This is a genomic window from Amorphus suaedae, assembly GCF_053629675.1.
In genome coordinates this window covers 832413-858833 of sequence record NZ_JBRJIT010000002.1, presented here as the reverse complement: position 1 = coordinate 858833, position 26421 = coordinate 832413, and the positions used below count along the sequence as shown (strand labels likewise).

Here is a 26421-nt window from a genome sequence, read left to right as displayed (position 1 = left end):
AGCCCGGCCCGCCGCTTCGCAAGGACACCCCGCCTATGACCACCGCCGCCGTGTTTCTCGTGCTTTTGGGACTGATGGCCATCCGCACGTCCATCGCCGTGGCGCTCGGGCTCGCCAGCCTGGTCGGGCTGTGGCTGAGCGGCATCAGCCTGGAGATCGTCGTCCAGCGGATGGTGTCGACCAACAACTCGTTCCCGTTGCTTGCGATCCCGTTCTTCATCCTGGCGGGCGAGATCATGTCGACCGGGGGGATGTCGCGGCGGCTGGTGGAGTTCGCCGGCGCGCTGGTGGGCCATTTCCGCGGCGGGCTCGGCGCCGTCGCCGTGCTCTCCTCCAGCTTCTTCGCGGCGCTGTCGGGCTCCAACGCCGCCACGGTGGCGGCGATCGGCGGCGTCATGAACGAGCCGATGGCGGAGAAGGGCTACCGGCCCTCCTACACCGCGGCGACCATCGCGGCGGCCGGCGTCACCGGCATGATCATCCCGCCGTCGATCCTGCTGATCCTCTACGGCGTCGTCACCGGCGTCTCCATCGCCGACCTGTTCATCGCCGGCATCGGGCCGGGCATCCTGATCTGCATCAGCCTGCTGCTGCTCAACTACGTGCTGGCCCGCCGCGAGGCCATCGACACGGAGCCCTTCAAGGGCATCGGCGAGATCGGCCGCACCTTCAAGGCCGCCTTCCGGCCGCTGCTGATGCCGGTGATCATTCTGTCGGGCATCTACGGCGGCGTGTTCACCCCCACCGAGGCGGCCGTCGTCGCCGTCGCCTACGGGCTCATCGTCGGCCTGATGTTCGGGGAGCTGACGCTTTCCGGCCTCTACCGCGCCTTCGGGCGCGCGGTGATCTCGTCGGCGGTGGTGATGTTCATCATGAACGCCGCCGGCGTGTTCGCCTGGTTGATCACCATCAACCAGATTCCCCAGTCGATCTCGGCGATGCTGGCCGACACCGCCGGCAGCCAGTTCGTCTACCTGCTGTTCGTGAACCTGTTCCTGCTGTTCGTCGGCTGCCTGATGAACGCGGCGGCGGCGATCGTCATCTTCACCTCGATCCTCTACCCGGCGGCCATGAGCTTCGGCGTCGACCCCGTCCTGTTCGGGATCATCGTGGCGGTGAACCTGTCGATCGGCACCGTCACCCCGCCGCTGGGCGTCGACCTGTTCATCGCCTCCGCCATCACCAAGGTGTCCATCGAGCGGATCGTCGTGGCGATCTGGCCGTACATCCTGGTGCTGGTGATCGACCTGCTGCTGATCACCTTCGTGCCGCCGATCTCCACCTTCCTGGTGCGCCTGATCGGCTGACCGACGCCGCGCGGCCCGCGCCGCGCGCGCCACCCCTTTACCGCGTGAAACTCCGAGGATTGACCGTATGACCGACCGCTGCGCATCCGGGCCGCAGGCCGCCCGTCCCTGGGAAGACATGGACAGCGGCGTCATCCGCCACGCCATCCCGACCAGCCAGCTCGGCCGCGCCGAGATCTCGCCGACCGGGCGCTTCGAAGCCGGCTCGCACGCCTCGTTCACGCTCACCTACACGGCCGGCATCTTCGGGATCGACGATTCCGGCAGCCTGCGCATCTGCTTCCGCTTCGCCTCCGACCAGAGCACGCCCCAGTTCGACGATCCGGCCGGCGCCAACTACTGCACGGTGGAGGCCTCCAACGGCGCCGTCCTGCAGGTCCGCTGGGACCCCAAGGCCAACGTGCGCCCCTGGGATCGCACCCTGTGGATCAAGGTCGTGCGCGGCTACCTGAAGGAGGGCGAGACCATCACCGTCCGCTTCGGCGTCACCGACCACGGCGGCCCGGGCATGCGCCTGCAGACCTTCTGCGAGGACACGTTCGAGTTCCGGGTGCTGGCCGACCCGATCGCGACCTTCAACTTCCAGCCGCTGCCGGAACAGCCGATGATCGCCATCGTGCCCGGCAAGCCGGAGCGCTACGTGGCGGTGCTGCCGACGCGGCGGCGGCCCGGCGAAACGTTCGCGCTGAAGGTGAAGGGCGAGGACCGCTGGGGCAACCCGTCCGACCAGTGCGCGACCACCCTGTCGATCGAGGCCACCGGGCCGATCGAGGGACTTCCGGCTACCGTCGAGCTGACCCCGGGCGCCTTCGCCACCGAGATCGACGGCCTGTCGGTTGCGGCCCCGGCCGAGGTCTCCGTCGTGCTGCGCGACGCCGCCGGCGCGGTCGTCGCCGAGACCAACCCGCTGATCGTCGAGGACACGCCGCTCGTCCACTTCTGGGCCGACCTGCACGGCCAGTCGGAGGAAACCATCGGCACCGGCAGCGCCGAGGCCTATTTCGCATTCGCCCGCGACCGCGCCTTCGTCGACGCCTGCGGCCACCAGGGCAACGACTTCCAGATCTCCGACGCCTTCTGGGCCGAGCTCAACCGCATCACCGAGCGCTTCGACGAGCCCGGCCGGTTCGTCGCCCTGCCCGGCTACGAGTGGTCGGGCAACACCTCGCTGGGCGGCGACCGCAACGTCTATTTCCCGACCGAAGGCCGGACCATCCGCCGCTCGTCCCATGCGCTGATCGAGGACCGCTCGACCGCCGACACCGACTGTCTGACGGCCAACGACCTGTTCGAGGCGTTCGCCCGCGAGGGCGAGAGCGACGTGGTGTGCTTCGCCCACTGTGGCGGCCGCTACGCCGACATCGGCTATGCCCACGACGGGCGGTTCGAGCGCTCCGTGGAGGTGCATTCCTCCTGGGGCACGTTCGAATGGCTGCTGCACGACGCGCTCGACCTCGGCTACCGGGTCGGCGTCGTCACCAACTCCGACGGCCACAAGGGCCGCCCGGGGGCGAGCTATCCGGGTGCGGGCAAGTTCGGCGCCATCGGCGGGCTCTCCTGCTACCTGATGGAGGAGCTGTCGCGGCCCGCACTTCTGGACGCGCTGCGCAAGCGTCACCACTACGGCACGACGGGCGGGTCCGGCGGGCGCATCATCGTCGATCTGAAGGGGCGATTCCCGGCGGGCGGCACGCTCTACCACGACGATCCGAAGCTGTTCACTGCCTCCGAGGGACGCCCGGCCACCGACGCGCTGATGGGCGACATCGTTCATCTGCCGGAAGGCGCGTTCGAGCTCGACGTCGCCGTCTCGTCCAACTCGCCGATCGAGCGGATCGACATCTTCAACGGCCGCACGCTGGTGGAGACGGTGCGGCCCTACGATAAGGCCGATCTCGGCCCGCGGATCCGGGTGCTTTGGGAGGGCGCGGAGTATCGCGGCCGCTTCCGCGAGGTCATCTGGGACGGGAACGCCCGCTTCGACGGCAACGCCATCGTCTCGGCGCGCCCGGTGAATTTCCTCAACCGCGACAAGACGCTCGACCGCGACGGCACCGACGGCCTGTCCTGGAAGGCGCTCACGACGGGCAACTTCGGCGGGTTCGACGTGGTGCTGGAGAATGCCTCGGCCGGCGTGCTGAAGGTCCAGACGCCGCTCGTCTCCTTCGAGCTTCCGGTCGCCGACATCGGCCTGGAGGACACGGTCTTCGATGCGTCGGGGGACCTGCCGCGGTTCGTCACGGCGTTCCGGCTGCCGCAGACGAACCCGCACCGGAGCTTCGCGACCTCGCGCACGATCGCGCTGGAGCCCGCCGGCGACAACCCGATCTACGTGCGGGTGACGCAGGAAGACGGCACCCGTGCCTGGACGAGCCCGATCTACGTCTATCGGTGAGGGGGTGGGCTTAGGCCGGTCGCGCCCGGTGCGCACCGGGCAGCGAGAGTTTGTGGACGGGATGGCAGGAACCCACCCCGTTCTTGGCCTATGGCCTGATGTGACGGGTCGCGGCGACGGGACGCCGGAGCGGGATCAGTCGACCTGCGGCTCGGCGGTGGCGCGCATGGGCACCATCGGCTCGGCATTGTCGTTGCCGAGAGACATTTCCGCCTTGCTGAGCGCCTTCAGGAGGTCGTTGCGCTGGACCGGCTTGGTGAGCAGGCCGAGCGGCTCGGGATCGAACTCGCGGATCGTCTCGATCTTGTCGGAAAGGGTGCCGCTGGCGAAGATGCAGCGGACGTCGAACTCCGTCTTGAGCTTGCGGGCGACGTCCACGCCGCAGTCGCCGCCGGCGAGGCGCACGTCCATGACGGCGATGTCGGGTCGGGAAGCATTTGCCTCTGAAAGTGCCTCGGCCATCGTCCGGGCAATACCAGTGACCTCATAGCCCGCCTCGGAGATCTCGTACTCGAGATCCTCGGCGACAAGCCATTCGTCCTCGACAATCAGAACCCGCATACAAACCTCCACCGGAAGCCTGGAACCCCGCCGTCGCCGACAAGTATCGACGGCCGATCAAAGCCCATCTTCAACGCCGTGAGCATATGGTCCCGTCCGGATCGATTGCGATCTGTCGGGGAACCGCCCTACCGCTCGGCAAAACTCGCCGACCGGCCAGCGCTGGCTCCAGAGTCACCTACCTCAAAAATTCGTTGCCACTCAATTGTTTTACGCCAAGCAGCAACAGCGGCACTGCAGCGGCAACGCGTCAGAACCAAGATGGTTCCAATATAAAAATCGTAATGGGAGTTTGGCAAATATTCGTTAAATTTCAACCGGATCAGAACGCAGAAAGCTAACGAATTGTCAATCATGACGCGACGGCGTCAGGCCCTCTTGACCGGATGCCCGCCACCGCCGGATACGGGGCCGATGGCGGCCGATCCAGGGCCTCAGGCGGCCGCCGAAGCCGCATCCGACAGCGATTCGGCGAGCAGCGTCGCGAACGCCTTGCCCGCCACCCGCGCCACCGTCGGATCCTTGGTGATCATCGCCGTGACGATGGCCCCGTCGATGAGCATGGCCGCCTGGTGGGTCAGGCCCTCCGGGTCGGCGGCCCCCGCCTCGCGGGCCAGCCGCCGGATCTCGTCGAGGACGACGGTCTTGTGGGCGAGCGCCATCTCGCGCATCCGGTCGTCGGTCTTGGCGCCCTCGCCGACGGCGTTGATGAACGGGCAGCCGTAGAAGCGCGGCGCGGCGAACCAGGTCTCCAGCACCTTGAAGATGCGCTCCAGCTTGCGCCGGGGCCCGCCGCGGGCGCGGTTCACCTCGGCGACGAACCAGCCGCGCCACGCCTCGCCCTCGATCTCCAGCACCGCCTCGACCAGCTTTTCCTTGGAGCCGAAGCACTTGTAGAGGGTGGTTTTCGCCGTGCCCGCCGCCTCGACGATGCGGTCGACGCCGGTGGCGGTGATGCCGTCGCGGCAGAACAGGACGGAGGCGGCCTCCAGGAGCTTGTCCCTGGGGGTGGTGCCGAAGCGCGGCTCGAAGCCGCCCGCCTCAGACATTCCGGCCTCGCCGCCCCGGCAGATGGTGGCACTTCACGACGCAATTCCCCTGATCCAGCCCGCCGCACCGGCAGGCGACCTTCGCTCGAAGGACCGCTAAGGGGGACGCGCGAGGCACCGGACACGCGGCCGCTCGACGTCCACCCGCTACGGAACGATCTGTTTCCTCATACGCCCCCGGCGCAGATTCGGCAATCCGGGCGGGGCGTGCCCGCTGTCAGGGCGGCACGCCAGCCGCCCTGACAGCGCATCAAGAGGCGCGCGATTGGGCGAACGCGCATTCTTTGTGCACATCGGAGGACCTCCGCCGAACCACGCAGCGACGGGATAAACCAGAAATTCCGTTTTTGAATCAACGCGCAGGCCGCTTCTTGGGCAGAGTGGCACAATTTTTGATATTGCCCTTTTGGAAACAGACCGGTTTGTTTCTAACACCAGCCAGGCCACACGGCGGGCTGCATTCGGGGAGTGAGCGGCATGTCGCTGCGCGGCGCACACATCCAGGTCGACCACGTCAGCCACGCCTACAAGCGGGGCGGGCCGCTCGCCATCCGCGACATCGCCTTCGAGGTGGAGCCGGGCGAGGCGCTGGTGCTGGTCGGCCGGTCGGGCTGCGGCAAGTCCACCCTCCTGCAGATCCTTTGCGGCCTGATCGCCCCGGGCCAGGGCCGCGTGCTCATCGACGGGAAGACCGTGGCCGCTCCGTCGCCCGACTGGGTGATGATGTTCCAGGCGCCGAGCCTCTATCCGTGGATGACGGTGGAGCAGAACGTCTCGCTCGGCCTGCGCTTCTCCGGCCGCTCCAGCGAAATCCCCACCCGCGTGCCGGAGATGCTGGAGCTGGTCGAGCTCGGCGGGCTCGCCAAGCGCAACGTCCAGGACCTGTCCGGCGGCCAGCAGCAGCGCGTGGCGCTGGCCCGCTCGCTGGCCCCCAATCCGCACGTGCTCCTGCTCGACGAGCCGCTGTCGGCGCTGGATGCCTTCACCCGCCACTCGCTGCAGCGCGACATCCGCCGCATCGCCTCGGAAATGGGCATCACGCTGATCCTGGTGTCCCACGACATCCAGGAGGCGGTGATGATGGCCGACCGGGCGCTGGTGCTGACCGCGCACCCCGGCGAGATCTCCGCCGAGATCGCCATCCCGATCCCGGGCGAACGCCTTCCCAACACCGCCGAGTTCGCCAGCGCGCGGGCCGAGCTGGTGCGCGCCTACGAGGACGCCGCCGGGCTCGCCATGGCCGACGTGGAACGCCTCGGCGGCGACCCGGACATCCTGCGCCCCGACCACGCGGCGCACGGCAACCGAGCCCGGGTCTGACCGGCGATCACATGCAACGAGAGGGGACATTTATGGGCGACCACGAGGACGACACGCACCGGGCCTGCGGCTGCCACCACGACCACGTCAGCGGCGGCGTCACCCGGCGCCAGACGCTGGACATGCTGGCCGCCGGCGGCCTCGCCGCCCTGATGGGCTCGCTCACCGCCGGGATGAGCCGGCCGGCCTTCGCCCAGGACGACGACGTGGTGCGGATCGGCTACCTGCCGATCACCGACGCCACCGCGCTGCTGGTCGCCCACGGCATGGGCTACTTCGAGGACGAGGGCCTGAAGGCGGAGCGCCCGACGCTCATCCGTGGCTGGTCGCCGCTGGTGGAAGGCTTCGCCGCCAACAAGTTCAACGTCGTCCACCTCCTGAAGCCCATCCCGGTGTGGATGCGCTACAACAACAACTTCCCGGTCAAGCTGATGGCCTGGGCCCACACCAACGGCTCGGCGCTGGTGGTCGGCGGCCACACCGGCATCCAGGACTTCTCCCAGCTCGGCGGCAAGCAGGTGGCGGTGCCGTTCTGGTACTCGATGCACAACATCGTGCTCCAGTACGCGCTGAAGCAGTCCGGGGTGACGCCGGTCATCCGCTCGGCCACCGATCCGCTCGCCGACAACGAGTGCAACCTGCAGATCCTGCCGCCGCCGGAGATGCCGGCCGCCCTCGCGTCGCGCAAGATCGACGCCTACATCGTCGCCGAGCCGTTCAACGCCATGGGCGAGATGAAGGCCGGCGGCCGGGTGCTGCGCTTCACCGGCGACATCTGGAAGAACCACCCGTGCTGCGTGATCTGCATGCACGAGGCGGCCACGACGGAAAAGCCGGAGTGGACCCAGAAGGTGATGAACGCGCTGGTGCGCGCCCAGATCTACGCCTCCCAGAACCGCGCCGAGGCGGCGCTGCTGATGTCGAAGGACGGCGAGGGCTACCTGCCGATGCCGGCGCCGATCGTCGAGCGGGCGATGACCCACTACGCCGAGGATCCCGCCTACATCGACAGCGGCGCGATCAAGCACGCCGACTGGGACATCAACCGCATCGACTTCAACGGCTATCCCTATCCGTCGGCGACCAAGCTGATCGTCGACGCCATGAACGACACGCTGGTCGGCGGCGACACCACCTTCCTGGCCAATCTCGACCCCGAGTTCGTGTCCAACGACCTGGTCAACTACGACTACGTGAAGGCCGCCCTGAACGCCCATCCGGAATGGCTGAACGACCCGTCAGTGAACAAGGCCGACCCGTTCGTCCGCGAGGAGGTCCTTCAGCTGTGACGATCTCAGGCGACATGGCGGAGAATGCCGTTCCCCTGTCGATGCGCGAGCCCGCATCGGCCGAGCGGTTGGCGAAGGCCGGCGAAGGCATCGCCTACGCGCTTGCCGGCATCGTGCTGCTGCTCGCGCTGTGGTGGGTGGGCGCCTGGCTCGTGCGCAACGATCCGCGGCTGTTCGCCTTCGCCGACTTCGCCCCCGGCCCGGCCTTCGCCCGGCTGGTGCAGATGATCGGCGACGGCGAGGTCCGGGACATGAGCGTCCCGAGCCTCTACCGGGTCGGCGGCGGGCTCGCCTGGGCAATCTGCCTGGGCGTGCCGATGGGGCTGGCGGTGGGCTGGTTCGAACCCGTGCGCAAGCTCACCAACGTGCCGTTCCAGTTCCTGCGCATGATCAGCCCGCTGTCGTGGATGCCGATCGCCATCATGGCCTACGCCACCTGGGACGGCGCCATCGTGTTCCTGATCTCCGTCGCCGCCGTCTGGCCGATCCTGTTCTCCACGGCCGCCGGCCTGAAGCGGATCGACCCGGCCTGGTTCAAGGTCGCCCGCAACCTCGGCGCGCGGCCCTGGCACATGCTGTTCACCATCATCCTGCCGGCCATCTCCCAGGACATCCTGACCGGCATCCGCCTCGCCCTCGGCGTCGCCTGGATCGTGCTGGTGCCGGCCGAATATCTCGGCGTCACCTCCGGCCTCGGCTACGCCATCAACGACGCCCGCGACACGCTCGAATACGACCGTCTCGCCGCCACCGTCATCGTCATCGGGATCATCGGATTCACGCTCGACAGCCTGCTTCAGCTCGCCATCCGCCGGCTGAACTGGGTGCGGGCGCGCTGAGACGACCCCGGCCAACCAACCCAGAAAAGGAGACGACCATGTCACAGCCCGCAACCGCCCTCACCGGCTGCCTCGCCCCGATCGACAAGACCGGGCTGGAGGACCTCATCGCCAAGGGCAAGGCCGACCCCAAGGCCGTCAAGACGCTGAAGTGCAAGACGGTGGCCGAGGGCCGCTTCCGTCACGCCAACTACATCCGCGACCTGGAGCCCTACATCGTCGACGAGCCGCCGGGCCTGCTGGGCGACGACACCGCGCCGAACCCGTCGGAGGCCTCGCTCGCCGCGCTCGGCTCGTGCGTCGCCGTCGGCCTGCACGCCAACGCCATCCATCGCGGCATCACCATCAACTCGCTGGAAGTCGAGCTGGAGGGCGACCTCAACATCACCGCCGTGTGGGGCACGGGCGACGTCACCGAGAAGCCGGTCGGCTTCACCGACGTGCGCATCACCGTCCACATGGACGCCGATTGCCCGCAGGACGAGATCGACGCGCTGATCGAGCACGTCTGCAACTGGTCGCCGGTGTTCAACACCTTCAAGCGGCCGGTGAACATGGTGGCGACGTCCGCCTGATCCCGATGAGGACCGCCGCGCCGGATCGTCCGGCGCGGCGCCCGTTCCGACAAGCCGGAGGCTCACCCATGTCCCTACAGCAGGTTTCGACGGCCATCCTGGAAACGCCGGTCATGACGGACGACGCCGGCGTCCCGGCATCGGTGCGCGACATCGCCCGCACCGAGCTGTCGCCCCTCGTCCAGGCGATCGACCGGGACGGGCTCTATCCGGAAGGCGTGATGCGGGCGCTCGGGGCGGCCGGCGCCTACCGCAGCCACCTTCCCGGCCTCGACGGCCCCGAGCCGGACCTCCTGTCCTCCATCGAGGCGATGGCGATCGCCGGCGAGCAGTGCCTCTCCACCTCGTTCTGCATGTGGTGCCAGGACGCGCTCGGCTGGTACATCTACAACTCCGGCAACGCGGCGCTGAAGGCCGAGCTCGGCGAGGGCGTCGCGTCCGGCGCGATCCTCGGCGGCACCGGCCTGTCGAACCCGATGAAGAGCTTCTACGGGATCGAGAAGCTGAAGCTCAGGGCCGAGCGCGTCGACGGCGGCTACCTGGTCACCGGCGCCCTTCCCTGGGTCTCCAACCTCGGCCCCGACCATTTCCTCGGCATCGTGTTCGCCGTGCCGGGCGAGGGCGACAAGCGCGTGATGGCGGTGGCCGGCTGCGCCGACGAGGGCGTGAAGATCGTCCAGAACGACCACTTCGTCGCGCTGGAGGGCACCCGCACCTTCGGCGTGCAGTTCCGCAAGGCCTTCATCCCTGACGCCCGGGTGCTCGCCGACCCCATCGACGACTACCTGCCGAGGATCCGCGCCGGGTTCATCCTGCTCCAGTCGGGCATGACCACGGGCATGATCCGCTCGTGCGCCGACCTGATGCTCCAGGTGCGCGCGCCGCTCGGCCACGTGAACGCCTACCTGCCCGACCAGCCGGAGGACTTCCTGGAGAAGCTCGCGGCCATGGAAGCGGCGATCGCCGAGCTCTGCGCGACGCCGTACGACACGGGCAAGGACTACCTGATCTCCGTCATCCGCGCGCGGCTCCAAGCCGGCGACCTCGCGGTGGCCGCCGCCCACAACGCGATGCTCCATTGCGGCGCCCGCGGCTACGTCGCCGACGGGGCGGCCCAGCGGCGCCTGCGCGAGGCCTACTTCTGCGCCATCGTCACGCCCGCCACCAAGCAGCTCCGCAAGATGCTCGCCGACCTCGGCGCGGCCTGACCCCGCTTTGCGGCGCCGGCTCCGGCCGACGCCCTGTTGCCTGTGCGTTTTTGCCATCCGCCGGCCCGCGCCACGGGAGCGGCGGATGTCCAGGCCCTTCGCCCAAGGAAAGGGCCGGACGACAGGGACCGAACGCCTGCGAGTGGACGAAGCCAGAAACGCTCTTGCAAGGAAACCGACCATGTCCAAGACGCTTGTTTCTCCAGAAGAACTCCAGGCCATGCAGGCCGCCGGCGGGGTCGTCGTGATCGACACGCGCAGCCCTGACGCCTATGCCGCCGGGCACATCCCCGGTGCCGTCAACCTGCATGACATCTTCACCTACCTCGCCACCTCCACGCCGGAAGGCATGAAGGAGCTGACCGACAAGTTCGCGGCGGCCTTCGGCGGCGCCGGGCTGTCCGGCAAGGAAACCGCCGTGCTGTGCGAACAGTCCATGGCCTCCGGCTTCGGCCAGTCGTGCCGCGGCTACTTCCTGCTGAAATATCTGGGCTACCCGGAGGCCGCGATCCTGCACGGCGGCGTCTCCGCCTGGGAGGCCGCCGGCCTGCCGATGACGACCGAGGTGCCCTCCGTCGCCCCGGCCGCCTTCCCCGTCGACGAGGCGTCCTTCTCGCTGATCGCCGACGTCAACGACGTGAAGGCCGCCCTCGGCGATCCCGGCGTGGTGCTGCTCGACGTGCGAGACGTCGACGAGTGGATCGGCGAGAGCTCGTCGCCCTACGGCAAGGACTTCTGCCCCCGCAAGGGCCGGCTTCCGGGCGCCGTGTGGATCGAGTGGTACCGGGTGATGAAACCCTCGCCGGCCGGCCAGGTGTTCAAGTCGCCGGACGAGCTGAAGGCCGAGTTCGCCACCGTCGGCATCAAGCCGGGCGACAAGGTGATCGTCTACTGCTTCAAGGGCGCGCGGGCCTCCAACACCTTCGTGGCGCTCGCCGAAGCCGGCATCACCGACGTGTCGATCTACTTCGGCTCGTGGAACGAGTGGTCGCGCGATCCGGCCCTGCCGATCGAGGAGGGCCTGCCCTTCGAGCCGGCGCTCACCGCGGCGGCCGAGTGAAGCCGGCGGCATGACCCTCGAGATCCGCTATTTCTATGCGCCCATTTCGGGGTTCGCCTACCTCGGCGAGCCCCGGCTCATGGAGATCGCGGACCGGGCCGGGGCGGTCGTCCGCTTCCGGCCGATGGACATTGCGAAGGTGTTCAAGGCGGGCGGCACAACGCCGCCCGCGGCCCAGCATCCCGCGCGCCTAGCCTACCGGCTCCACGACCTTGCCCGCGAGGCCGAGCGCGCCGGACTGCCGATCAATCCCCGGCCCCGGCACTGGCCGGTCCCGTCCGAGCCGGCAGCCCGCCTGATCCTGGCGGCGGAGGCGATGGGGCCCGCGCCTCACCCGCTCTCCTTCGCCATTCTCCGGGCCATCTACGCCGAGGAGCGCGACATCTCCGATCCGGCGACGCTTCGCGACATCGCGGCCGGCCTGGATCTGGACGCGGACGCCCTTCTGGCGCGCGCCGCCGAACCCGACATCGCCGACGCCTTCGCGGCCTGCACCCGGGAGGCCATCGAGGCCGGCGTGTTCGGGTCGCCCAGCTACCTCGTCGGCGACGAGATCTTCTTCGGCCAGGACCGGCTCGAAGCCCTTGCCTGGCGCCTCCATCAAACCGCCAACGGATAGGACTCCGATGACAGACGCCCCCATCGTCGTGGTCGGTGCCGGCCAGTGCGGCCTCAAGGCCGTCGAGACCCTGCGCACCTCCGGCTACGACGGCGACCTCGTGCTGGTCGGCGCCGAGCCGCACGCGCCCTACCAGCGCCCGCCGCTGTCGAAGGCCTTCCTGAAGGGCGAGATGAGCCGCGACCGGCTGATGCTGAAGCCCGACCGGTTCTTCGAGGAGCAGCGGATCGAAACGCGCTTCGGCCAGACCGTCGCCGCCCTCGATCCGGCCGGCCACCGGATCGCGCTCGCGGACGGCGAGACGCTTGCCTACGACCGGCTGTTGCTCGCCACCGGCACTCGCGCCAAGCGCATCCCGCTCCCCGGCATCGACCTTCCCGGCGTGTTCACCCTGCGCGAACTCGCCGACGTGGAGTGGATCGCGTCGAACCTGTCGCCCGGCATGCGCATCTCCATTATCGGCGCCGGCTACATCGGGCTGGAGGTGGCCGCCGCGCTGCGCGTGGCTGGCTACGAGATCACCGTCCTGGAGTGCGCCGAGCGCATCCTGCGGCGGGTGGTCTGCCGGGAGATCTCGACCTTCTTCGAGGCCCTCCACCGCGACCACGGCGTCGACATCCGCGCCCCGACGATGCCGACCCGCATCGCCGGCACCGACCGGGTCGAGGCGGTGGAGCTCGGCGACGGCTCGCGGATTGCCTGCGACGCGGTGCTGATCGCGGTCGGTGCCGAACCGGTCACCGAACTGGCTGAGGCGGCGGGCCTCGCCGTCGACAACGGGATCCTGGTGGACACGGCCTGCCGCACGTCGGCGCCGGACGTCTTCGCGGCCGGCGACTGCGCGGCGTTTCCGTCGGAGCGCTACGGCCGGCTGATCCGGCTGGAGAGCGTCCAGAACGCCATCGACCAGGGCAAGGCCGCCGCGCAGGCGATGCTCGGCCAGCCGGTCGCCTACGATCCGCTGCCGTGGTTCTGGTCGGACCAGTATCACGTGAAACTGCAGATCGTCGGGCTGTCGGCCGGCTACACCGACGTGGTCATCGACGGCGCGCCGACGTACGCGGGCTTCGCGGTCACCTACCTGCGGCACGGCAGCCCCGTCTGCGTCGACGCGGTGAACCAGCCGCGCGCCCACATGCTGGCCCGCCGCGCGCTCGCCGCCGGCGACGGCCTGCCTCTGGCCGCGGCCTCCTGATCGGCGCGGGGAACGGCCGCGATGCGCGACCTACTTGAAGGCGTCCAGCGAGATCCCGAGCTTCTTCAGGCGGGAGGCGAGCGTCGTCGGCTTGACGCCGAGGATCTCCGCCGCGCCGCCGGCCCCGAACACCCGGCCCTTGGCGATCCGCAGCGCCGCCGAGATGTCGTCGCGCTCGGCGCGGCGGCGGTCCTCCTCGGTGCGGATGAGGCGCGGCGCCGATACCGGCTGCGCCTCGGCGTTCCGGTGGACCGGAAGATCGATGGACAGCCGGTCGCCGCGGGCCAGGATCACCGCGCGCTCCAGGATGTTCTGCAGCTCGCGCACGTTGCCGGGCCAGTCGTAGGTCTGCAGGCGCTCGATGTCGGCCTTGCTGACCCGGACCTCCTTCGCCCGCCCCTTGCGGCCAGGATCGGTGAGGAAGTGGTTGACCAGCAGCGGGATGTCCTCCTTTCGCTCGCGCAGCGGCGCCGACTGGATCGGGAACACGTTCAGCCGGAAATAGAGGTCCTCGCGGAAGCGGCCGGCGGCGATCTCGGCGCGCAGGTCGCGGTTGGTGGCGGCGATGATGCGGACGTCGACGTTGCGCGTGCGCTCCTCGCCGACCCGCTCGAACTGGCTTTCCTGCAGGACCCGCAGCAGCTTGCCCTGCAGCTCCAGCGGGATCTCGCCCACCTCGTCGAGGAACAGCGTGCCGCCGTCGGCGAGTTCGAAGCGGCCGACCCGGTCGCGCAGCGCGCCGGTGAAGGCCCCGCGCACATGGCCGAAGAACTCGCTCTCGAACAGGTCGCGCGGGATCGCGGCGCAGTTGACGCGGATCAGCGGGCGACCGCTGCGCGCGCCGGCATCGTGGATGGCGCGGGCGATCAGCTCCTTGCCGGTGCCCGACTCGCCCACCACCAGGACCGTCGCGTCGGTGTCGGCGACCAGCTCGATCTGGCGGCGCAGCGTCTCCACCGCCTGGCTGCGGCCGATGATGCCGCGGTCGTTGACGCCGATCTTGATCTCTTCCTGCAGGTAGGCGTTCTCGCGCTCCAGCCGCTCGCGCAGCCGCTCCACCTCGACCAGCGCCTTGCGCAGCTTCTCCTCGGCCTCCTTGCGGGTGGTCACGTCGCGGAACACGATCACCGCGCCGATGACGACGCCGCGGTCGCGGATCGGCGTCGAGGTGTACTCGATCGGGATCGGCCGCCCGTCCTTGCGCCAGAACACCTCGTCGCCGACCGTGTGCACCGCGCCGTCGCGGAACGCCGCGTAGATCGGGCAGTCCTTGTTGAGATAGGGGCGGCCGTCGGCGTGGTGGTGATGGACGAGGGCATGCATGTCGCGCCCGACCAGCTCCTCCGACGTCCAGCCCAGCATCGCCTCGGCGGCCGGATTGACGAACGTCGTGACCCCGTCGGCGTTAACGCCGTAGATCCCCTCGCCGGCCGCCTTGAGGATGAGCTGGTTCTCGCGCTCGATGTCGCGGAACAGCCGCTCCACCCGCTGCCACTCGGCGATGCCACTGGTCCAGAAGCGGTTCGCCTCGGCGTCGGTGGTGTGGCGCTCCTGCTCGACCAGGTCGATGACCGTCAGGAGCAGCAGCCGCTTGCCGCCCTCCGCGTCGATCCGGTCGCCGCGGTACTCCACCCGCAGCTTCTGGTCGGCGGCGTGCTGGGGCGTGAGCTCGCGCGTCCAGTAGCTCCCGAGCGTCATCACCGCCTCGGAAAACACGATCAGCGCCGGCAGCTGGCCCGGATGCAGCCGGCTGAACCGCTGATCGAGGAGCGCGCCCAGGTCAAGGCCGAAGAAGCGCGCGGCCTGGCCGTTCGCCCACACCGTCGCATCGGTGGAGGGGTCGATCACCAGCATCGGCAGCGAGGCCCGCTGCCACCATTCGGCCGGTGCAAACTCGAAACGGACGTCGTCGCGCATGGTCATCGGCGCAGCCTACGAAACTTCGTAGAGAGTTCCTACGAAAATTCGTTATCCACGAAACTTCGTAGCAAATTCACGCGGACATTACGCCGGAAAACACCGGTTTCCGGGCCTTTTCGCAATCGCAGCGCAACTGGCACAGCGGGTGCAATGTCCTTCGCAGTTGCAGCACGAACGCTGAGCGGAGGGACCTGAATGAGCACGTTCGACAACCCGTTTGATCCTCGCACGCGGTCCGCCGCGTGCTCCTGCGGCAAACACACCAGCCAGAGCGCGCACGACGCCGACCTCAGGGCCGAGGCGAGCGAGGTCGCGGCCGACGAGGAGCGGCGCCTGCGCCGGGCCGTCGAGGGCGGTCTGATGCACGCACTGTTCCCGCAGGAGCACTCGCGCCGCGCCTTCCTGCGCACCGTCGGCGCTTCCACCGCCGCCGCCGCCCTCTCCCAGTTCCTCCCGATCGGTCAGATCACCGAGGCGCTCGCCGCGTCGGGGCCGCTGGAGAAGTCGAAGCTCTCGGTCGGCTTCATCCCGATCACCTGCGCGACACCGATCATCATGGCCAAGCCGATGGGCTTCTACGAGAAGTACGGCCTCGACGTGGACGTGGTGAAGACCGCCGGCTGGGCGGTGGTGCGCGACAAGACGCTGAACGGCGAATACGACGCCGCCCACATGCTGTCGCCGATGCCGATCGCCATCACCATGGGCGTCGGCTCCAACCCGATCCCCTACACGATGCCGGCGGTGGAGAACATCAACGGCCAGGCGATCACGCTGGCCATGAAGCACAAGGACCGGCGCGACCCGAAGGACTGGAAGGGCTTCAAGTTCGCCGTCCCGTTCGAATACTCCATGCACGCCTACCTGCTGCGCTACTACCTGGCCGAGCACGGCATCGACCCCGACACCGACGTGCAGATCCGCGTCGTGCCGCCGCCGGAGATGGTCGCCAACCTGCGCGCCGACAACCTCGACGGCTTCCTGGCGCCCGATCCGGTGAACCAGCGCGCGGTCTATGACGGCGTCGGCTTCATCCACCTTCTGTCAAAGGAGATCTGGGACGGCCACCCGTGCTGCGCCTTCGCCGCGTCGGAGAAGTTCGTCACCGAGATGCCGAACACCTACGCGGCGCTCCTGAAGGCGATCATCGACGCGACCGCCTATGCCAGCAACCAGGCCAACCGCAAGGAGATCGCCGCGGCGATCGCGCCGGCCAACTACCTCAACCAGCCGGTCACGGTGGTGGAGCAGGTGCTGACCGGCACCTACGCCGACGGCCTCGGCAACGTGAAGAAGGATCCCGAGCGAATCGACTTCCAGCCGTTCCCCTACGAGTCCTTCGCCATCTGGATCATGAGCCAGATGAAGCGCTGGGGTCAGGTGTCCGGCGACATCGACTACCCGGCGATCGCCCAGAAGGTCTATCTGGCGACCGACGCGGCGAAGCTGATGAAGGAAGTCGGCATGACGCCGCCGGCGTCGAACACCGAGACGTTCTCGGTGATGGGCAAGCCGTTCGATCCGAGCGATCCGGAGGGCTACATCCAGTCCTTCGCCATCAAGCGGACCTGACGCCATGGCCCGCGCCGAACGGCTCAAGCCGCTGCTCCTGTCGATCGCGATCCTCGTCGTCTTCCTGGTCGGGTGGCACGCTGCCACCCGCTCGGGCGAAGGCGCCACCGGGCTCGATCCGGAATATGCCGCCCTGATGGGTGCGCAGGTCACCCAGGGGGCCTCGGCGATGCCGGGGCCCGTCGAGGTCGGCGAGGAGCTGTGGAAGCACATCACCAATCCGTTCTACGACGCCGGGCCCAACGACAAGGGGATCGGCATCCAGCTCGGCTACTCCATCGCGCGCGTGCTGCTGGGCTACGGCCTGGCGGTGCTCATCGCGATCCCGCTCGGCTTCCTGATCGGCATGTCGGAGCTCATCTCGCGAGCCCTCGACCCGTTCATCCAGATCCTGAAGCCGATCTCGCCGCTCGCCTGGATGCCGCTTGCCCTCTACACGATCAAGGACTCCAACTCGTCCGCCATCTTCGTGATCTTCATCTGCTCGATCTGGCCGATGCTGCTGAACACCGCGTTCGGCGTCGCCAACGTCCGGCGTGAATGGCTGAATGTCGCCCGCACCCTCGAGGTGCCGGCATGGAAGCGGGCCTTCACGGTCATCCTGCCCGCAGCCGCCCCCACCATCCTGACCGGAATGCGCATCTCCATCGGCATCGCCTGGCTGGTGATCGTCGCGGCCGAGATGCTCGTGGGCGGAACCGGCATCGGCTACTTCGTCTGGAACGAGTGGAACAACCTGTCGATCGTGAACGTGATCGTGGCGATCCTCAGCATCGGCGTCGTGGGCATGGCCCTCGACCAGATGCTGGCGGCCGCCACCCGCATGGTGACGTTCCCCGAATGAGCGCGCTCCTGACCCTTGAAACGAGGCGCACAGCGCCGTCGCCGGAGCCCAGGCCCTCCATGACCACAAGACTCATCTCGATCGAAGGCATCGCCAAGCGCTACCCCCAGAAGGGCGGCGCCCCGGTCACCATCTTCGAAGACTTCTGGCTGCCCATCGACCAGGGCGAGTTCGTCTGCATCATCGGCCATTCCGGCTGCGGCAAGACGACCGTCCTCAACATCCTCGCCGGCCTCGACGCCCCGAGCGAAGGCGTCGTCATCGCCGCCGGCAAGGAGATCGACGGCCCGTCCCTCGACCGCGCCGTGATCTTCCAGGGCCACGCGCTGCTGCCGTGGCTCACCGTCCTCGGCAACGTCGCCTACGCGGTGGCGGCGCGTCACCGCGACTGGCCGAAGGCGAAGGTGCGCGAGCACGCCATGCGCTTCATCGAGCTCGTCGGCCTGTCGGGCGCCGAGCACAAGCGGCCGGCCCAGCTGTCGGGCGGCATGAAGCAGCGGGTGGGCATCGCCCGGGCGCTCTCCATCGAGCCGAAGACGCTGCTGATGGACGAGCCGTTCTCGGCCCTCGACGCGCTGACGCGCGGCACGCTCCAGGACGAGGTGCGGCGGATCTGCCTCACCACCGACCAGACGGTCCTGATGATCACCCACGACGTCGACGAGGCCATCTACCTCGCCGACAAGATCGTGCTGATGACCAACGGCCCGGAGGCGAAGATCGCCGAGATCGTCCAGAACTCCCTGCCGCGCGACCGCGACCGCAACCAGATGCACCGCCTGCCGGGCTACTACCCGCTGCGCAACCATCTGATGGACTTCCTGGTGAGCCGTTCCGCGACGTTCCGCGACGAGATCGCCGCCGGCCTCGACTGGGACCCCCGGTCGGTGCCGGTCGTCGATCCGCTCGCCGCCGCCGAACCGCCGCTCGCCACCCCCTTTCACCCGTCCGCCAGCCGCTCCGCGACGGCGGGCAAGTGAAACCGCAGCGCCCGCGGGCGCTGCGGCACCGTTGACCACAGCCACCTCCCCCAACGGCCCGGCCCCGCGCCCGCCCGGGGACGATCCGAAGCCCAACCGAGGAAGCAGACCCAGATGAAACGTGCCGACCTGACCGAGAAGATCCTGGACTACAAGCGCGACAACGACCTCAGCTGGAAGGCCATCGCCGACGAGATCGGCGGCTACACCCAGCTGTTCATCATGTGCGCGCTGCTCGGCAACATGAAGCTGCCGAAGCCCCAGGCCGCCAAGGCCGCCAAGCTGTTCGGGCTCACGAAGTCGGAGGAGAAGCTCCTGAACGAGGTGCCGATGCGCGGCGAGGGCAGCGTGACGCCTCCGACCGATCCGACGCTCTACCGCTTCTACGAGGCGATGCTCGTCTTCGGCCCGACCATGAAGGAGTACATCCACGAGGAGTTCGGCGACGGCATCATGTCGGCGATCGACTTCGACCTGGAGATGGAGCGCCAGCCGGACGCCAAGGGCGACCGCGTGCGCATCACCATGTCGGGCAAGTTCCTGCCCTACAAGTATCACGGGGCCGAAGACGGCGCGATGTCGATCGGCCTGAAGGAAGAGTAGGTCCCGCGCCTGCCGGGTGGCGACACCCGGATGGTTCGAACCCATCCCGCCGTCCCCGACGGCGGGATTTTCTTTGGAATGTCAGGGGACCGGTTCAGGCCTTGCGGTCGCCGGCGTTCGGGGCGCCGCTGCGCAGCCCGTCCATCAGCAGCGAGACCAGCCGCAGCGACCGCGCCTTCCAGTCGGGCGTGTCGGGCGCGGAATAGATGCCGGACATCGCCTGCAGGATGTCGGCGCTCTCCACGTCCCGGCGGATCAGGCCCGCCTCCGAGGCGGACGCCAACAGGCGCTGCAGCGCGCCGGAAATCCGGCTGGGCGAGTCCTTGAAGATCTCCGAGCCCGTGTCGAACAGGATGCGCAGGCTGTCCATCATCCCGCGCTTGGTCGCGGCGTAGGCAACCATCTGGCGCAGCCACTCCTCAAGCGCCTTGTCGGGCGCGAGTTCGGTGGCGAGCACGTCGGCCGCCTGGCAGAGCCCGTCGACCTCGCGCCGGTAGACCGCCTCGACCAGGTGTTCGCGCGTCGGAAAATGACGGTACAGCGTGCCGATGCCGACCCCGGCCGTGCGGGCGATGTCCTCCAGCGACGTCTGCACGCCGTGCTCGGAGAAGGCGGCCGCGGCCACTTCCACCAGCTTTTCGCGGTTGCGGCGGGCGTCGGCCCGCATGCCCTTCGGCTTGGCCGGTCCGCTGGCTCCGCGGGACGGACCGTTGGGCTTCTCGAACAATTCCACACTCCGTCGGCCGCGCGGTCTTGAAACGCGGCGGTCGGCTTTCCAGATATGTAAGCGGAGGCGCCTCCGTTTAAAGTCCGCCTCCAGTCAGCTTATCGCATCGCGCGCCCGCGCTGTCACGTCCGACCGCCTCCCCTTCCCCCGGACCCGCCCGGACGCGCAGACCTCCCCTATGAGGATCGAAGATGACCGACCCCACACTTCGCATCGACCTCCACGTCAACGGCAACATGCACACCCTCGACATCGATCCGCGCGTCACCCTGCTGGACGCGCTGCGCGAGCGGATCGGCCTCACAGGAACCAAGAAGGGCTGCGACCAGGGCCAGTGCGGCGCCTGCACGGTCCATGTCGACGGCGAGCGCGTGCTCGCCTGCATGACGCTCGCCGCCCAGGCCGAAGGCCGCGACATCACCACCATCGAGGGCCTGTCGGGCACCGACGGTCGGCTTCACCCCGTCCAGGCGGCCTTCATCGAGCAGGACGCCTTCCAGTGCGGCTACTGCACCCCGGGGCAGATCATGTCCGCCGTCTCCTGCATCAAGGAAGGCCACGCCGGCAGCGACGACGAGATCCGCGAGTACATGTCCGGAAACCTCTGCCGCTGCGGCGCCTACCCCCACATCGTCAGCGCCGTGCGCCAGGCCGCGGAGGGATCCCGATGACCCCGTTCACCTATTCCCGCGCCCCGTCGCTGGACGCCGCCCGCGCCGCGGCCGCCCTGCCCGGCCATGCCCTGCTCGCCGGCGGGACGACCCTCCTCGACCTCGCCAAGATCGACGTCGTGGCGCCCGAGGCGGTGGTCGACATCACCGGCCTTTCCGGCCTCGACGAGATCCGTGTCGACGAGACCGGCGCCTCCATCGGGGCGCTCGCCCGGATGGGCCGGGTCGCCGAGGATGCCGGCATCCGCGAATATTTCCCCGCGGTCGCCCAGTCGCTCGCGCTCGCCGCCTCGCCGCAGCTCCGCAACATGGCGACCATCGGCGGCAACCTGATGCAGCGCACCCGCTGCTCCTATTTCCGCGATCCGGCGGCCTTCCCCGCCTGCAACAAGCGCGCGCCCGGCTCCGGATGCTCGGCGATCGAGGGGCTCGCCCGCAACCACGCGATCCTCGGCACCAGCGAGGCGTGCATCGCCACCTACCCGGGCGACCTTGCCGTGGCGCTCGTCGCCTTCGACGCCGAGATCCACACCACGGAGCGCAGCATCGCGGCCGAGGACTTCTTTCTCGTCCCGGGCACGACGCCCGAGCGGGAGACCGTGCTGGCGCCGGGCGAGGTGATCACGCGGATCACCCTGCCGGCCTCGCGCGCCGCGCGGACCTCGACCTACCTGAAGGTCCGCGACCGCCAGTCCTACGAGTTCGCCGCCGCGAGCGCCGCCGTCGGCGTCACCCTTGAGGCGGACGGCCGCACCATCGAGGACATCCGCATCGCGCTCGGCGGCGTGGCCACCCGGCCATGGCGCGCCCGCGCCGTCGAGGACGCCCTGCGCGGCCAGCCCTTCGAGGAAGACCGCATCGTGGCGGCAAGCCGGCGCTGCGTCGACGACGCGGTCGCCCACGATGGCAACAAGTACAAGATCGACCTCGCACCGCGCGTCGTCGCGCGTGCCATCCTGCAAGCGGGAGGCCTGGCATGACCCTTCACGAACCCCGAGAGAAATACGGCGACGCCTCCGACGGCGCAGCCAAGTCCGGCCCGCTGGGGCGGACCCATGCCCGCACCGACGGCACCGCCAAGGTCAGCGGCAAGGCCACCTACGCGCTGGAGCACCGGCTGGCCGGCACCCTCCACTGCGTGCTGGTCCAGTCGACGATCGGCGCCGGACGGGTGGTGGCGATCGATCGCGGCGCGGCGGAGGCGAGCCCCGGCGTGCGGCTGGTGATCGACGCCGACAATGCGCCAAAGGTCAAAGCCCTCGCCGACTACTGGGGCAACCAGCCCAAGACGGAGTACGAGTCGCCGTTCTCCACCCGCATCACCCACAACGGCGAGCTGGTCGCTGCCGTCGTCGCCGAGACCCTGGAGCAGGCGCGCGCCGCGGCCGCGCTTCTGCGCGTCACCTACGAAGAGGCCCCCGTGCGGGCGACCTTCGCCGCCGAGGGCACCGAGACCCACGTCATCGACATGATGGCGAAGGGCTGGGGCGATCCCGACCAGGCCATGGCCGACGCCCCCGTCACCGTGGAGGCGACCTACGAGACGCCGCGCGAATACCATATGGCCATCGAGCCGCACGGCCTGATCATCGACTGGGAGGCCGACGACCGGGTGACCATCTACGAGGCGACCCAGTGGGTGGACGGCACCGCGAACTGGTTCGCCCGCGCCTTCGAGATCCCGTTCGAGAACGTCCGGGTGGTGTCGCCCTACGTGGGCGGCGGCTTCGGCTCCAAGGGCTTCGTGCTGCCGCATTCCATCGCCGCCGCGGCGGCCGCCAAGATGACCGGCCGTCCGGTGAAGCTCACCATCGGCCGCTCCCAGCACTTCACCGCCTTCGGCGCCCGGCCGGCGACCAGCCAGACGGTCCGGATCGCCGCCGAAGCGGACGGCACCATCATCGGCATCGACCATGACGGCACCAACGAGACGGCGCTGGAGAAGGCGTTCGTGGAGACCCTCGGCGTCGTCACCTCGATGATGTACGCCGCGCCGAACTTCCGCTCCACCCAGCGGATCGCGCCGGTGCACACGGTCATGCCGGGCGCCTTCCGGGCTCCGGGCAAGAACCCGAGCGCCTTCGCGCTGGAAAGCGCCATGGACGAGCTGGCCGTCGCCCTCGACATGGACCCGCTCGAGCTCCGGCGGCGCAACGAGCCCGACCACGACTTCGAGACCGGCAAGCCCTGGTCGTCGCGCCGCCTGCTCGCCTGCTACGACGCCGGCGCCGAGGCGTTCGGCTGGTCCCGCCGCGATCCGACGCCCCGCTCCATGCGCGACGGCCGGCATCTCGTCGGGTGGGGCATGGCGGTCGGCACCCATCCGGTCTACTCGAGCCCCGGCGAGGCGACGATCCGAGTGCGGGCCGACGGCAAGGTGGAGGTGCTGTCGAGCTCCATCGACATGGGCACCGGCACCTACACCATCCTCGCCCAGACGGCGGCCGACGCGCTCGGCGTGCCGATGGAGAGCGTCGAGGTGAAGCTCGGCGATTCCAGCCTGCCCCGGGCGCCGGTGGCCGGCGGATCGCAGCTGGCGAACCTGATGACCGCCGCCGTGCACAAGGCGGCGCTGGCGACCCGCGACGAGCTGATCGCGCTCGGCCTCACCCATCCCGCCTCGCCGCTCAACAACGCGGCGAACACCCTGGAGATCGCCGACGGGCGGATCGGCGCGTCGCGCGGCGAGGCGATCCCGATCTCGGAGCTGCTCGCCGCCGTCGGCCGCGACGTGCTGGAGGTGAACCGGGACACGCTGCCGGAAGGCGAGCGCACGCCGGAGGAACGCCTGCAGTTCTTCACGACGATGGCCGGGATGGAGCGCGGCGACAACCTGAAGCACTCGCGCCATTCCTTCTGCGCCCACTTCTTCGAGGTGAAGGTGGACGAGGACTTCGGGACGGTGCGGGTGTCGAGGGTGGTGACGGCGGTCGATGCCGGCCGGCTCTACAACCCGAAGCTGGCCGACAGCCAGTTCAAGGGCGGCATCATCATGGGGATCGGCATGGCGTTGCTCGAGGAGGGCCTGACCGACCCGCGCAACGGCCGGATCCTCAACGCCAACTTCGGCGACTACCTGATCCCGACCAACGCCGACATCCCGGAGATCCGGACGATCTCGGTCGGCGAGCCGGACTACGACGCGACGCCGCTCGGCGGCAAGGCGGTGGGCGAACTCTCCATCGTCGGCGTCGCGGCGGCCATCGCCAACGCGGTCTACCACGCGACCGGAAAGCGCGTGCGCGACCTGCCGATCACGCTCGAGAAGCTGATCTGACAGGCGGGTGCGGCCGGGAACCACCGGAACGGGCGCGTGACCGCTTGGCGGTCACGCGTGTCCGTCCGGGGCCAGAGGGAGCTTCGTCATCTCCCGGCGAAACTCCTCGATCAGCAGCTCCGCCGTCTGGCTCAGCGGACGGCGGGGCGAATAGGCGCAGACGATCTTGCGGGTGATCGCCGGCCGGATCGGGTAGCTGACCAGCGTTCCGGCGCGCAGGGACCGCTGCACCGCGATGCGCGGCAGGATCGTGACGAACCGCGTCCCGATGACGAAGTCCTCGATCGTGTTCAGTTCGTCGAACTCCATGCGCGGCAGGAGCTCGACCCCCGCGCTCCCCACGGCATCGTCGATGATTACCCGTAGTCCGTGGCGGCGCGATGGGATCACCAGGTCCATCGCGGCGATGTCGGAGGCTGCGACCGGCCCGCCGTTCGGCACCGGCGTATCCGGCCCGGCGATCAGGAACAGCTCCTCCTCCAGCATGTCGATGGAGGGCAGGTGCGTGCGCCGGTCGGTGAGGTTGATCAGCGCGAAATCGAGCTGACCGCGGGTGACCATGTCGAGCAGCTCGACGGTGAACCCGCCGGTGGCCCGCACGTTCACCTTCGGGTGGCGCGCGTGGAAGCTCGCGATGCACGCCGACAGGGCGCTGCTGCTCACCGAGGCGATGACCCCCACGGCCAGCGAGCCGGAAATCTCCCCCGCCCCGCCGGTCAGCTGCTGGGTGGCGTTCTGGATGTCGCGCAGGATGGGGACGAACAGCCGGTAGGCCTGGTCGCCGGCATGGGTCGGCGTCATCCCCTTCGGCAGCCGGCGGAACAGCGGCTGGCCGAATTCCTCCTCGAGCTTCGAGAGCTGCATCGAGACGGCGGGCTGCACGACGTTCAGGCGGCGCGCGGCGCGCGTGACCGAGCGCTCCTCATAGAGCGCCACGAAGTAGTGCATCTGCCGAATTTCCATCGGACCCGCGCCTCCCCCATCTCCCGTCGTGATGCGAAACCGCACTTGCGATTGTGAGGCATGATGGGAGGCCGCGTCCATCCCTGCGCGTCAGGCGCCAAATACGGCCGGATGGGGCCGGCTAGCGCAGGGTGGTCAGCGCGACGATGCCCGTCAGCATGGCGGCGGCCGCGAATAGGACCGGCCAGATGAACGCCGGATAGCCGAGAAACACGATCGCCAGGAACCAGATCATCGCGAGGTTGGCGACGAACCATCCGCGCGACGACGGCGGCCCCTGGACGGCATCGCGCAGCAGCCAGCCGAAAAGGGGGACGGAGTAGGCGAGACGCAGCATGAGGCATTCCCTCGATATCGTCGCAGGAGCCGGCCGCCCCGGGGCGGCCGCAGGCTGGGCATCGATCTAGGCGAGCGAACGCCGGCACGACATGCGACAAAGTCTCGAGGCTGGCCGATCCACCCGCAGCAGATCGCCGCACCGGTCAGGCGGCGCCCGCCTCCTCGGCATCGGCGATGAGTTCGCGCAGCAGCAGCCGGGTGGCCGGCAGCATCTGCCCGCTCGGCCGGCGGACGATCGCCAGCCGCCGGCGCCACCGGGCCTCCCGCATGGGCAAAGCGCGGATCAGGCCCTGGGCCTCCTCCAGCGCGAACAGCGACCGCGTCAGCATGGTGAGGTAGTCGCCCGACAGCAGCACGGCCTTGAGCGCCTGGGCGGAATTGCTCGCCATCGTCTCCTTCGGCGGTTCCAGCCCGGCGCTCTGGAACATGGCCCGGAACCCGTGGCGGTTGACGTTCCCCTTCTCCGGCAGCACCCAGCGCCACTCCGCCAGTTCGGCGACGGTGACGTTGTTGCGCGCCAGCAGCGGGTGGCCGCTCCGGGCCGCCGCGCAGACCTCCTCCTCGCCCAGCGGCGTGACCAGCAGCGATCCGTCCGAGAGCTCCTGGGGCTGGCCGACGACGGCGAAATCGACCTCACCGCGCATCACCGCCGCCATCATCTGCTCGCCGAGCCCCTCCATCACCCGCACCTGGATTCCCGGCGAGACCGAGAGCGCCCGGCCGAGGGCCCGCGGGAGGATGCTCACCGCCGCGCTCGGCACCACGCCGATGCGCACCAGCCCTGTCGCGGCGCCGGCGAGGAGCCGGATTTCCTCGACCACCCGCTCCGTCTCGAACTCCAGCTGCTCCGAATAGCCCCGCAGCACCTCGCCGAAGCGGGTCGGCTGCATCCCCTGCGAATGGCGGACGAACAGCGGCACGCCCAGCCGCGTCTCCAGCCGCTTCAGCGACCGGCTCAGCGCCGGCTGGGTCATCCCCAGCGACTGGGCAGCCGAGTTGATGCTGCCGAGACGCAGGATGCTCAAGAAGACGGCAAGCTCTCTGTGGTTCAGCTCCATTCCGAAAAGTTATAACAAAGGGCCCCTAATGCAATGGCCGGCTCCGGCCA

At 69.1% G+C, this 26421-nt stretch carries 24 protein-coding genes; 17 read left to right on the top strand and 7 right to left on the bottom strand.

Translation table 11 applies throughout. From position 1 onward, the window contains the following. Positions 1-35: 35 nt before the first annotated feature. Positions 36-1307 carry a TRAP transporter large permease gene (locus AB7M35_RS17710; RefSeq protein ID WP_453961725.1) on the top strand — a complete coding sequence of 424 codons (1272 nt, stop codon included), beginning with the start codon at positions 36-38 and terminating at the stop codon, positions 1305-1307. A gap of 67 nt (positions 1308-1374) precedes the next feature. Further along, on the top strand, positions 1375-3702 hold the full coding sequence (locus AB7M35_RS17705) for a DUF3604 domain-containing protein (RefSeq protein ID WP_453961723.1): 2328 nt from the start codon (positions 1375-1377) through the stop codon (positions 3700-3702). A gap of 135 nt (positions 3703-3837) precedes the next feature. Here AB7M35_RS17705 and AB7M35_RS17700 read toward each other — a convergent pair whose 3' ends face one another. Beyond that, positions 3838-4263 carry a response regulator gene (locus AB7M35_RS17700; RefSeq protein ID WP_453961721.1) on the bottom strand — a complete coding sequence of 142 codons (426 nt, stop codon included), beginning with the start codon at positions 4261-4263 and terminating at the stop codon, positions 3838-3840. A 434-nt stretch (positions 4264-4697) separates the two neighbouring features. Continuing rightward, a complete protein-coding gene (locus AB7M35_RS17695) occupies positions 4698-5312 on the bottom strand; it encodes a TetR/AcrR family transcriptional regulator (protein WP_453961719.1) in 615 nt (204 codons plus the stop codon). Positions 5313-5789: 477 nt separating this feature from the next. Here AB7M35_RS17695 and AB7M35_RS17690 point away from each other — a divergent pair, with 477 nt between their 5' ends. The 8 genes from AB7M35_RS17690 (at position 5790) to AB7M35_RS17655 (ending at position 13417) form a co-directional block, all read left to right on the top strand. Beyond that, positions 5790-6632, top strand: a complete 843-nt coding sequence (locus AB7M35_RS17690; RefSeq protein WP_453961717.1) for an ABC transporter ATP-binding protein — start codon at positions 5790-5792, stop codon at positions 6630-6632. A gap of 32 nt (positions 6633-6664) precedes the next feature. Continuing rightward, positions 6665-7921: an ABC transporter substrate-binding protein gene (locus AB7M35_RS17685; protein WP_453961716.1), complete on the top strand. Its 1257-nt coding sequence runs from the start codon at positions 6665-6667 to the stop codon at positions 7919-7921. 2 nt (positions 7922-7923) lie between these two features. Next, a complete protein-coding gene (locus AB7M35_RS17680; RefSeq protein ID WP_453962563.1) occupies positions 7924-8760 on the top strand; it encodes an ABC transporter permease in 837 nt (278 codons plus the stop codon). A 38-nt stretch (positions 8761-8798) separates the two neighbouring features. After that, complete coding sequence (locus tag AB7M35_RS17675) at positions 8799-9335, top strand: OsmC family protein (RefSeq protein ID WP_453961713.1); 537 nt, start codon at positions 8799-8801, stop codon at positions 9333-9335. A gap of 68 nt (positions 9336-9403) precedes the next feature. Further along, a complete protein-coding gene (locus AB7M35_RS17670; protein ID WP_453961712.1) occupies positions 9404-10543 on the top strand; it encodes an acyl-CoA dehydrogenase family protein in 1140 nt (379 codons plus the stop codon). Between the two features lie 181 nt (positions 10544-10724). Next, positions 10725-11603, top strand: coding sequence for a sulfurtransferase (locus AB7M35_RS17665; RefSeq protein ID WP_453961710.1), 879 nt, complete (start codon positions 10725-10727; stop codon positions 11601-11603). A gap of 10 nt (positions 11604-11613) precedes the next feature. Further along, positions 11614-12222: a DsbA family protein gene (locus tag AB7M35_RS17660; protein WP_453961708.1), complete on the top strand. Its 609-nt coding sequence runs from the start codon at positions 11614-11616 to the stop codon at positions 12220-12222. Between the two features lie 7 nt (positions 12223-12229). Further along, positions 12230-13417 (top strand): NAD(P)/FAD-dependent oxidoreductase, encoded by a 1188-nt coding sequence (locus AB7M35_RS17655; protein WP_453961706.1) that lies wholly within the window; start codon positions 12230-12232, stop codon positions 13415-13417. Between the two features lie 30 nt (positions 13418-13447). On the opposite strand, the gene AB7M35_RS17650 is transcribed toward AB7M35_RS17655, so the two are convergent. Continuing rightward, positions 13448-15334 carry a sigma 54-interacting transcriptional regulator gene (locus AB7M35_RS17650; RefSeq protein ID WP_453962562.1) on the bottom strand — a complete coding sequence of 629 codons (1887 nt, stop codon included), beginning with the start codon at positions 15332-15334 and terminating at the stop codon, positions 13448-13450. Between the two features lie 198 nt (positions 15335-15532). Here AB7M35_RS17650 and AB7M35_RS17645 point away from each other — a divergent pair, with 198 nt between their 5' ends. The 4 genes from AB7M35_RS17645 (at position 15533) to cynS (ending at position 19336) form a co-directional block, all read left to right on the top strand. Beyond that, positions 15533-16909, top strand: coding sequence for a CmpA/NrtA family ABC transporter substrate-binding protein (locus tag AB7M35_RS17645; protein ID WP_453961704.1), 1377 nt, complete (start codon positions 15533-15535; stop codon positions 16907-16909). Between the two features lie 4 nt (positions 16910-16913). Beyond that, positions 16914-17753 carry a nitrate ABC transporter permease gene (gene ntrB / locus AB7M35_RS17640; RefSeq protein WP_453961703.1) on the top strand — a complete coding sequence of 280 codons (840 nt, stop codon included), beginning with the start codon at positions 16914-16916 and terminating at the stop codon, positions 17751-17753. Beyond that, positions 17750-18733: an ABC transporter ATP-binding protein gene (locus AB7M35_RS17635; RefSeq protein WP_453961702.1), complete on the top strand. Its 984-nt coding sequence runs from the start codon at positions 17750-17752 to the stop codon at positions 18731-18733. Before ntrB ends, AB7M35_RS17635 begins: the two co-directional genes overlap by 4 nt. A 114-nt stretch (positions 18734-18847) precedes the next feature. Continuing rightward, entirely contained in the window at positions 18848-19336 is a 489-nt protein-coding gene (gene cynS / locus AB7M35_RS17630) for a cyanase (RefSeq protein WP_453961700.1), read from the top strand. Between the two features lie 94 nt (positions 19337-19430). Here the strand turns inward: cynS and AB7M35_RS17625 are convergent, their stop codons facing one another. After that, positions 19431-20063, bottom strand: coding sequence for a TetR/AcrR family transcriptional regulator (locus tag AB7M35_RS17625; protein WP_453961698.1), 633 nt, complete (start codon positions 20061-20063; stop codon positions 19431-19433). A gap of 191 nt (positions 20064-20254) precedes the next feature. Here AB7M35_RS17625 and AB7M35_RS17620 point away from each other — a divergent pair, with 191 nt between their 5' ends. From AB7M35_RS17620 to AB7M35_RS17610, 3 genes are read left to right on the top strand one after another with little or no spacing between them, the layout of a single operon-like run. Next, a complete protein-coding gene (locus AB7M35_RS17620) occupies positions 20255-20734 on the top strand; it encodes a (2Fe-2S)-binding protein (protein ID WP_453961696.1) in 480 nt (159 codons plus the stop codon). Next, positions 20731-21714, top strand: a complete 984-nt coding sequence (locus AB7M35_RS17615) for an FAD binding domain-containing protein (RefSeq protein WP_453961695.1) — start codon at positions 20731-20733, stop codon at positions 21712-21714. The genes AB7M35_RS17620 and AB7M35_RS17615 overlap by 4 nt, the downstream gene beginning before the upstream one ends. Further along, positions 21711-24011, top strand: coding sequence for a xanthine dehydrogenase family protein molybdopterin-binding subunit (locus AB7M35_RS17610; RefSeq protein WP_453961693.1), 2301 nt, complete (start codon positions 21711-21713; stop codon positions 24009-24011). Before AB7M35_RS17615 ends, AB7M35_RS17610 begins: the two co-directional genes overlap by 4 nt. A gap of 51 nt (positions 24012-24062) precedes the next feature. Here AB7M35_RS17610 and AB7M35_RS17605 read toward each other — a convergent pair whose 3' ends face one another. From AB7M35_RS17605 to AB7M35_RS17595, 3 genes are all read right to left on the bottom strand, one after another. Next, positions 24063-24974, bottom strand: coding sequence for a LysR family transcriptional regulator (locus AB7M35_RS17605; protein ID WP_453961692.1), 912 nt, complete (start codon positions 24972-24974; stop codon positions 24063-24065). Positions 24975-25095: 121 nt separating this feature from the next. Continuing rightward, positions 25096-25311 (bottom strand): hypothetical protein, encoded by a 216-nt coding sequence (locus tag AB7M35_RS17600; RefSeq protein WP_453961691.1) that lies wholly within the window; start codon positions 25309-25311, stop codon positions 25096-25098. Positions 25312-25456: 145 nt separating this feature from the next. Further along, entirely contained in the window at positions 25457-26371 is a 915-nt protein-coding gene (locus AB7M35_RS17595; protein ID WP_453961690.1) for a LysR family transcriptional regulator, read from the bottom strand. Positions 26372-26421: the final 50 nt, after the last annotated feature.

Coding starts and splice junctions, on each gene's coding strand:
- AB7M35_RS17610 (WP_453961693.1), top strand. CDS start 21,711: ATGACCCTTCACGAACCCCGAGAGAAATACGGCGACGCCTCCGACGGC.
- AB7M35_RS17595 (WP_453961690.1), bottom strand. CDS start 26,371: ATGGAGCTGAACCACAGAGAGCTTGCCGTCTTCTTGAGCATCCTGCGT.
- AB7M35_RS17645 (WP_453961704.1), top strand. CDS start 15,533: ATGAGCACGTTCGACAACCCGTTTGATCCTCGCACGCGGTCCGCCGCG.
- ntrB (WP_453961703.1), top strand. CDS start 16,914: ATGGCCCGCGCCGAACGGCTCAAGCCGCTGCTCCTGTCGATCGCGATC.
- AB7M35_RS17600 (WP_453961691.1), bottom strand. CDS start 25,311: ATGCTGCGTCTCGCCTACTCCGTCCCCCTTTTCGGCTGGCTGCTGCGC.
- AB7M35_RS17635 (WP_453961702.1), top strand. CDS start 17,750: ATGAGCGCGCTCCTGACCCTTGAAACGAGGCGCACAGCGCCGTCGCCG.
- AB7M35_RS17615 (WP_453961695.1), top strand. CDS start 20,731: ATGACCCCGTTCACCTATTCCCGCGCCCCGTCGCTGGACGCCGCCCGC.
- AB7M35_RS17660 (WP_453961708.1), top strand. CDS start 11,614: ATGACCCTCGAGATCCGCTATTTCTATGCGCCCATTTCGGGGTTCGCC.
- AB7M35_RS17685 (WP_453961716.1), top strand. CDS start 6,665: ATGGGCGACCACGAGGACGACACGCACCGGGCCTGCGGCTGCCACCAC.
- AB7M35_RS17710 (WP_453961725.1), top strand. CDS start 36: ATGACCACCGCCGCCGTGTTTCTCGTGCTTTTGGGACTGATGGCCATC.
- AB7M35_RS17670 (WP_453961712.1), top strand. CDS start 9,404: ATGTCCCTACAGCAGGTTTCGACGGCCATCCTGGAAACGCCGGTCATG.
- AB7M35_RS17695 (WP_453961719.1), bottom strand. CDS start 5,312: ATGTCTGAGGCGGGCGGCTTCGAGCCGCGCTTCGGCACCACCCCCAGG.
- AB7M35_RS17705 (WP_453961723.1), top strand. CDS start 1,375: ATGACCGACCGCTGCGCATCCGGGCCGCAGGCCGCCCGTCCCTGGGAA.
- cynS (WP_453961700.1), top strand. CDS start 18,848: ATGAAACGTGCCGACCTGACCGAGAAGATCCTGGACTACAAGCGCGAC.
- AB7M35_RS17620 (WP_453961696.1), top strand. CDS start 20,255: ATGACCGACCCCACACTTCGCATCGACCTCCACGTCAACGGCAACATG.
- AB7M35_RS17690 (WP_453961717.1), top strand. CDS start 5,790: ATGTCGCTGCGCGGCGCACACATCCAGGTCGACCACGTCAGCCACGCC.
- AB7M35_RS17650 (WP_453962562.1), bottom strand. CDS start 15,334: ATGCGCGACGACGTCCGTTTCGAGTTTGCACCGGCCGAATGGTGGCAG.
- AB7M35_RS17700 (WP_453961721.1), bottom strand. CDS start 4,263: ATGCGGGTTCTGATTGTCGAGGACGAATGGCTTGTCGCCGAGGATCTC.
- AB7M35_RS17605 (WP_453961692.1), bottom strand. CDS start 24,974: ATGGAAATTCGGCAGATGCACTACTTCGTGGCGCTCTATGAGGAGCGC.
- AB7M35_RS17665 (WP_453961710.1), top strand. CDS start 10,725: ATGTCCAAGACGCTTGTTTCTCCAGAAGAACTCCAGGCCATGCAGGCC.
- AB7M35_RS17675 (WP_453961713.1), top strand. CDS start 8,799: ATGTCACAGCCCGCAACCGCCCTCACCGGCTGCCTCGCCCCGATCGAC.
- AB7M35_RS17655 (WP_453961706.1), top strand. CDS start 12,230: ATGACAGACGCCCCCATCGTCGTGGTCGGTGCCGGCCAGTGCGGCCTC.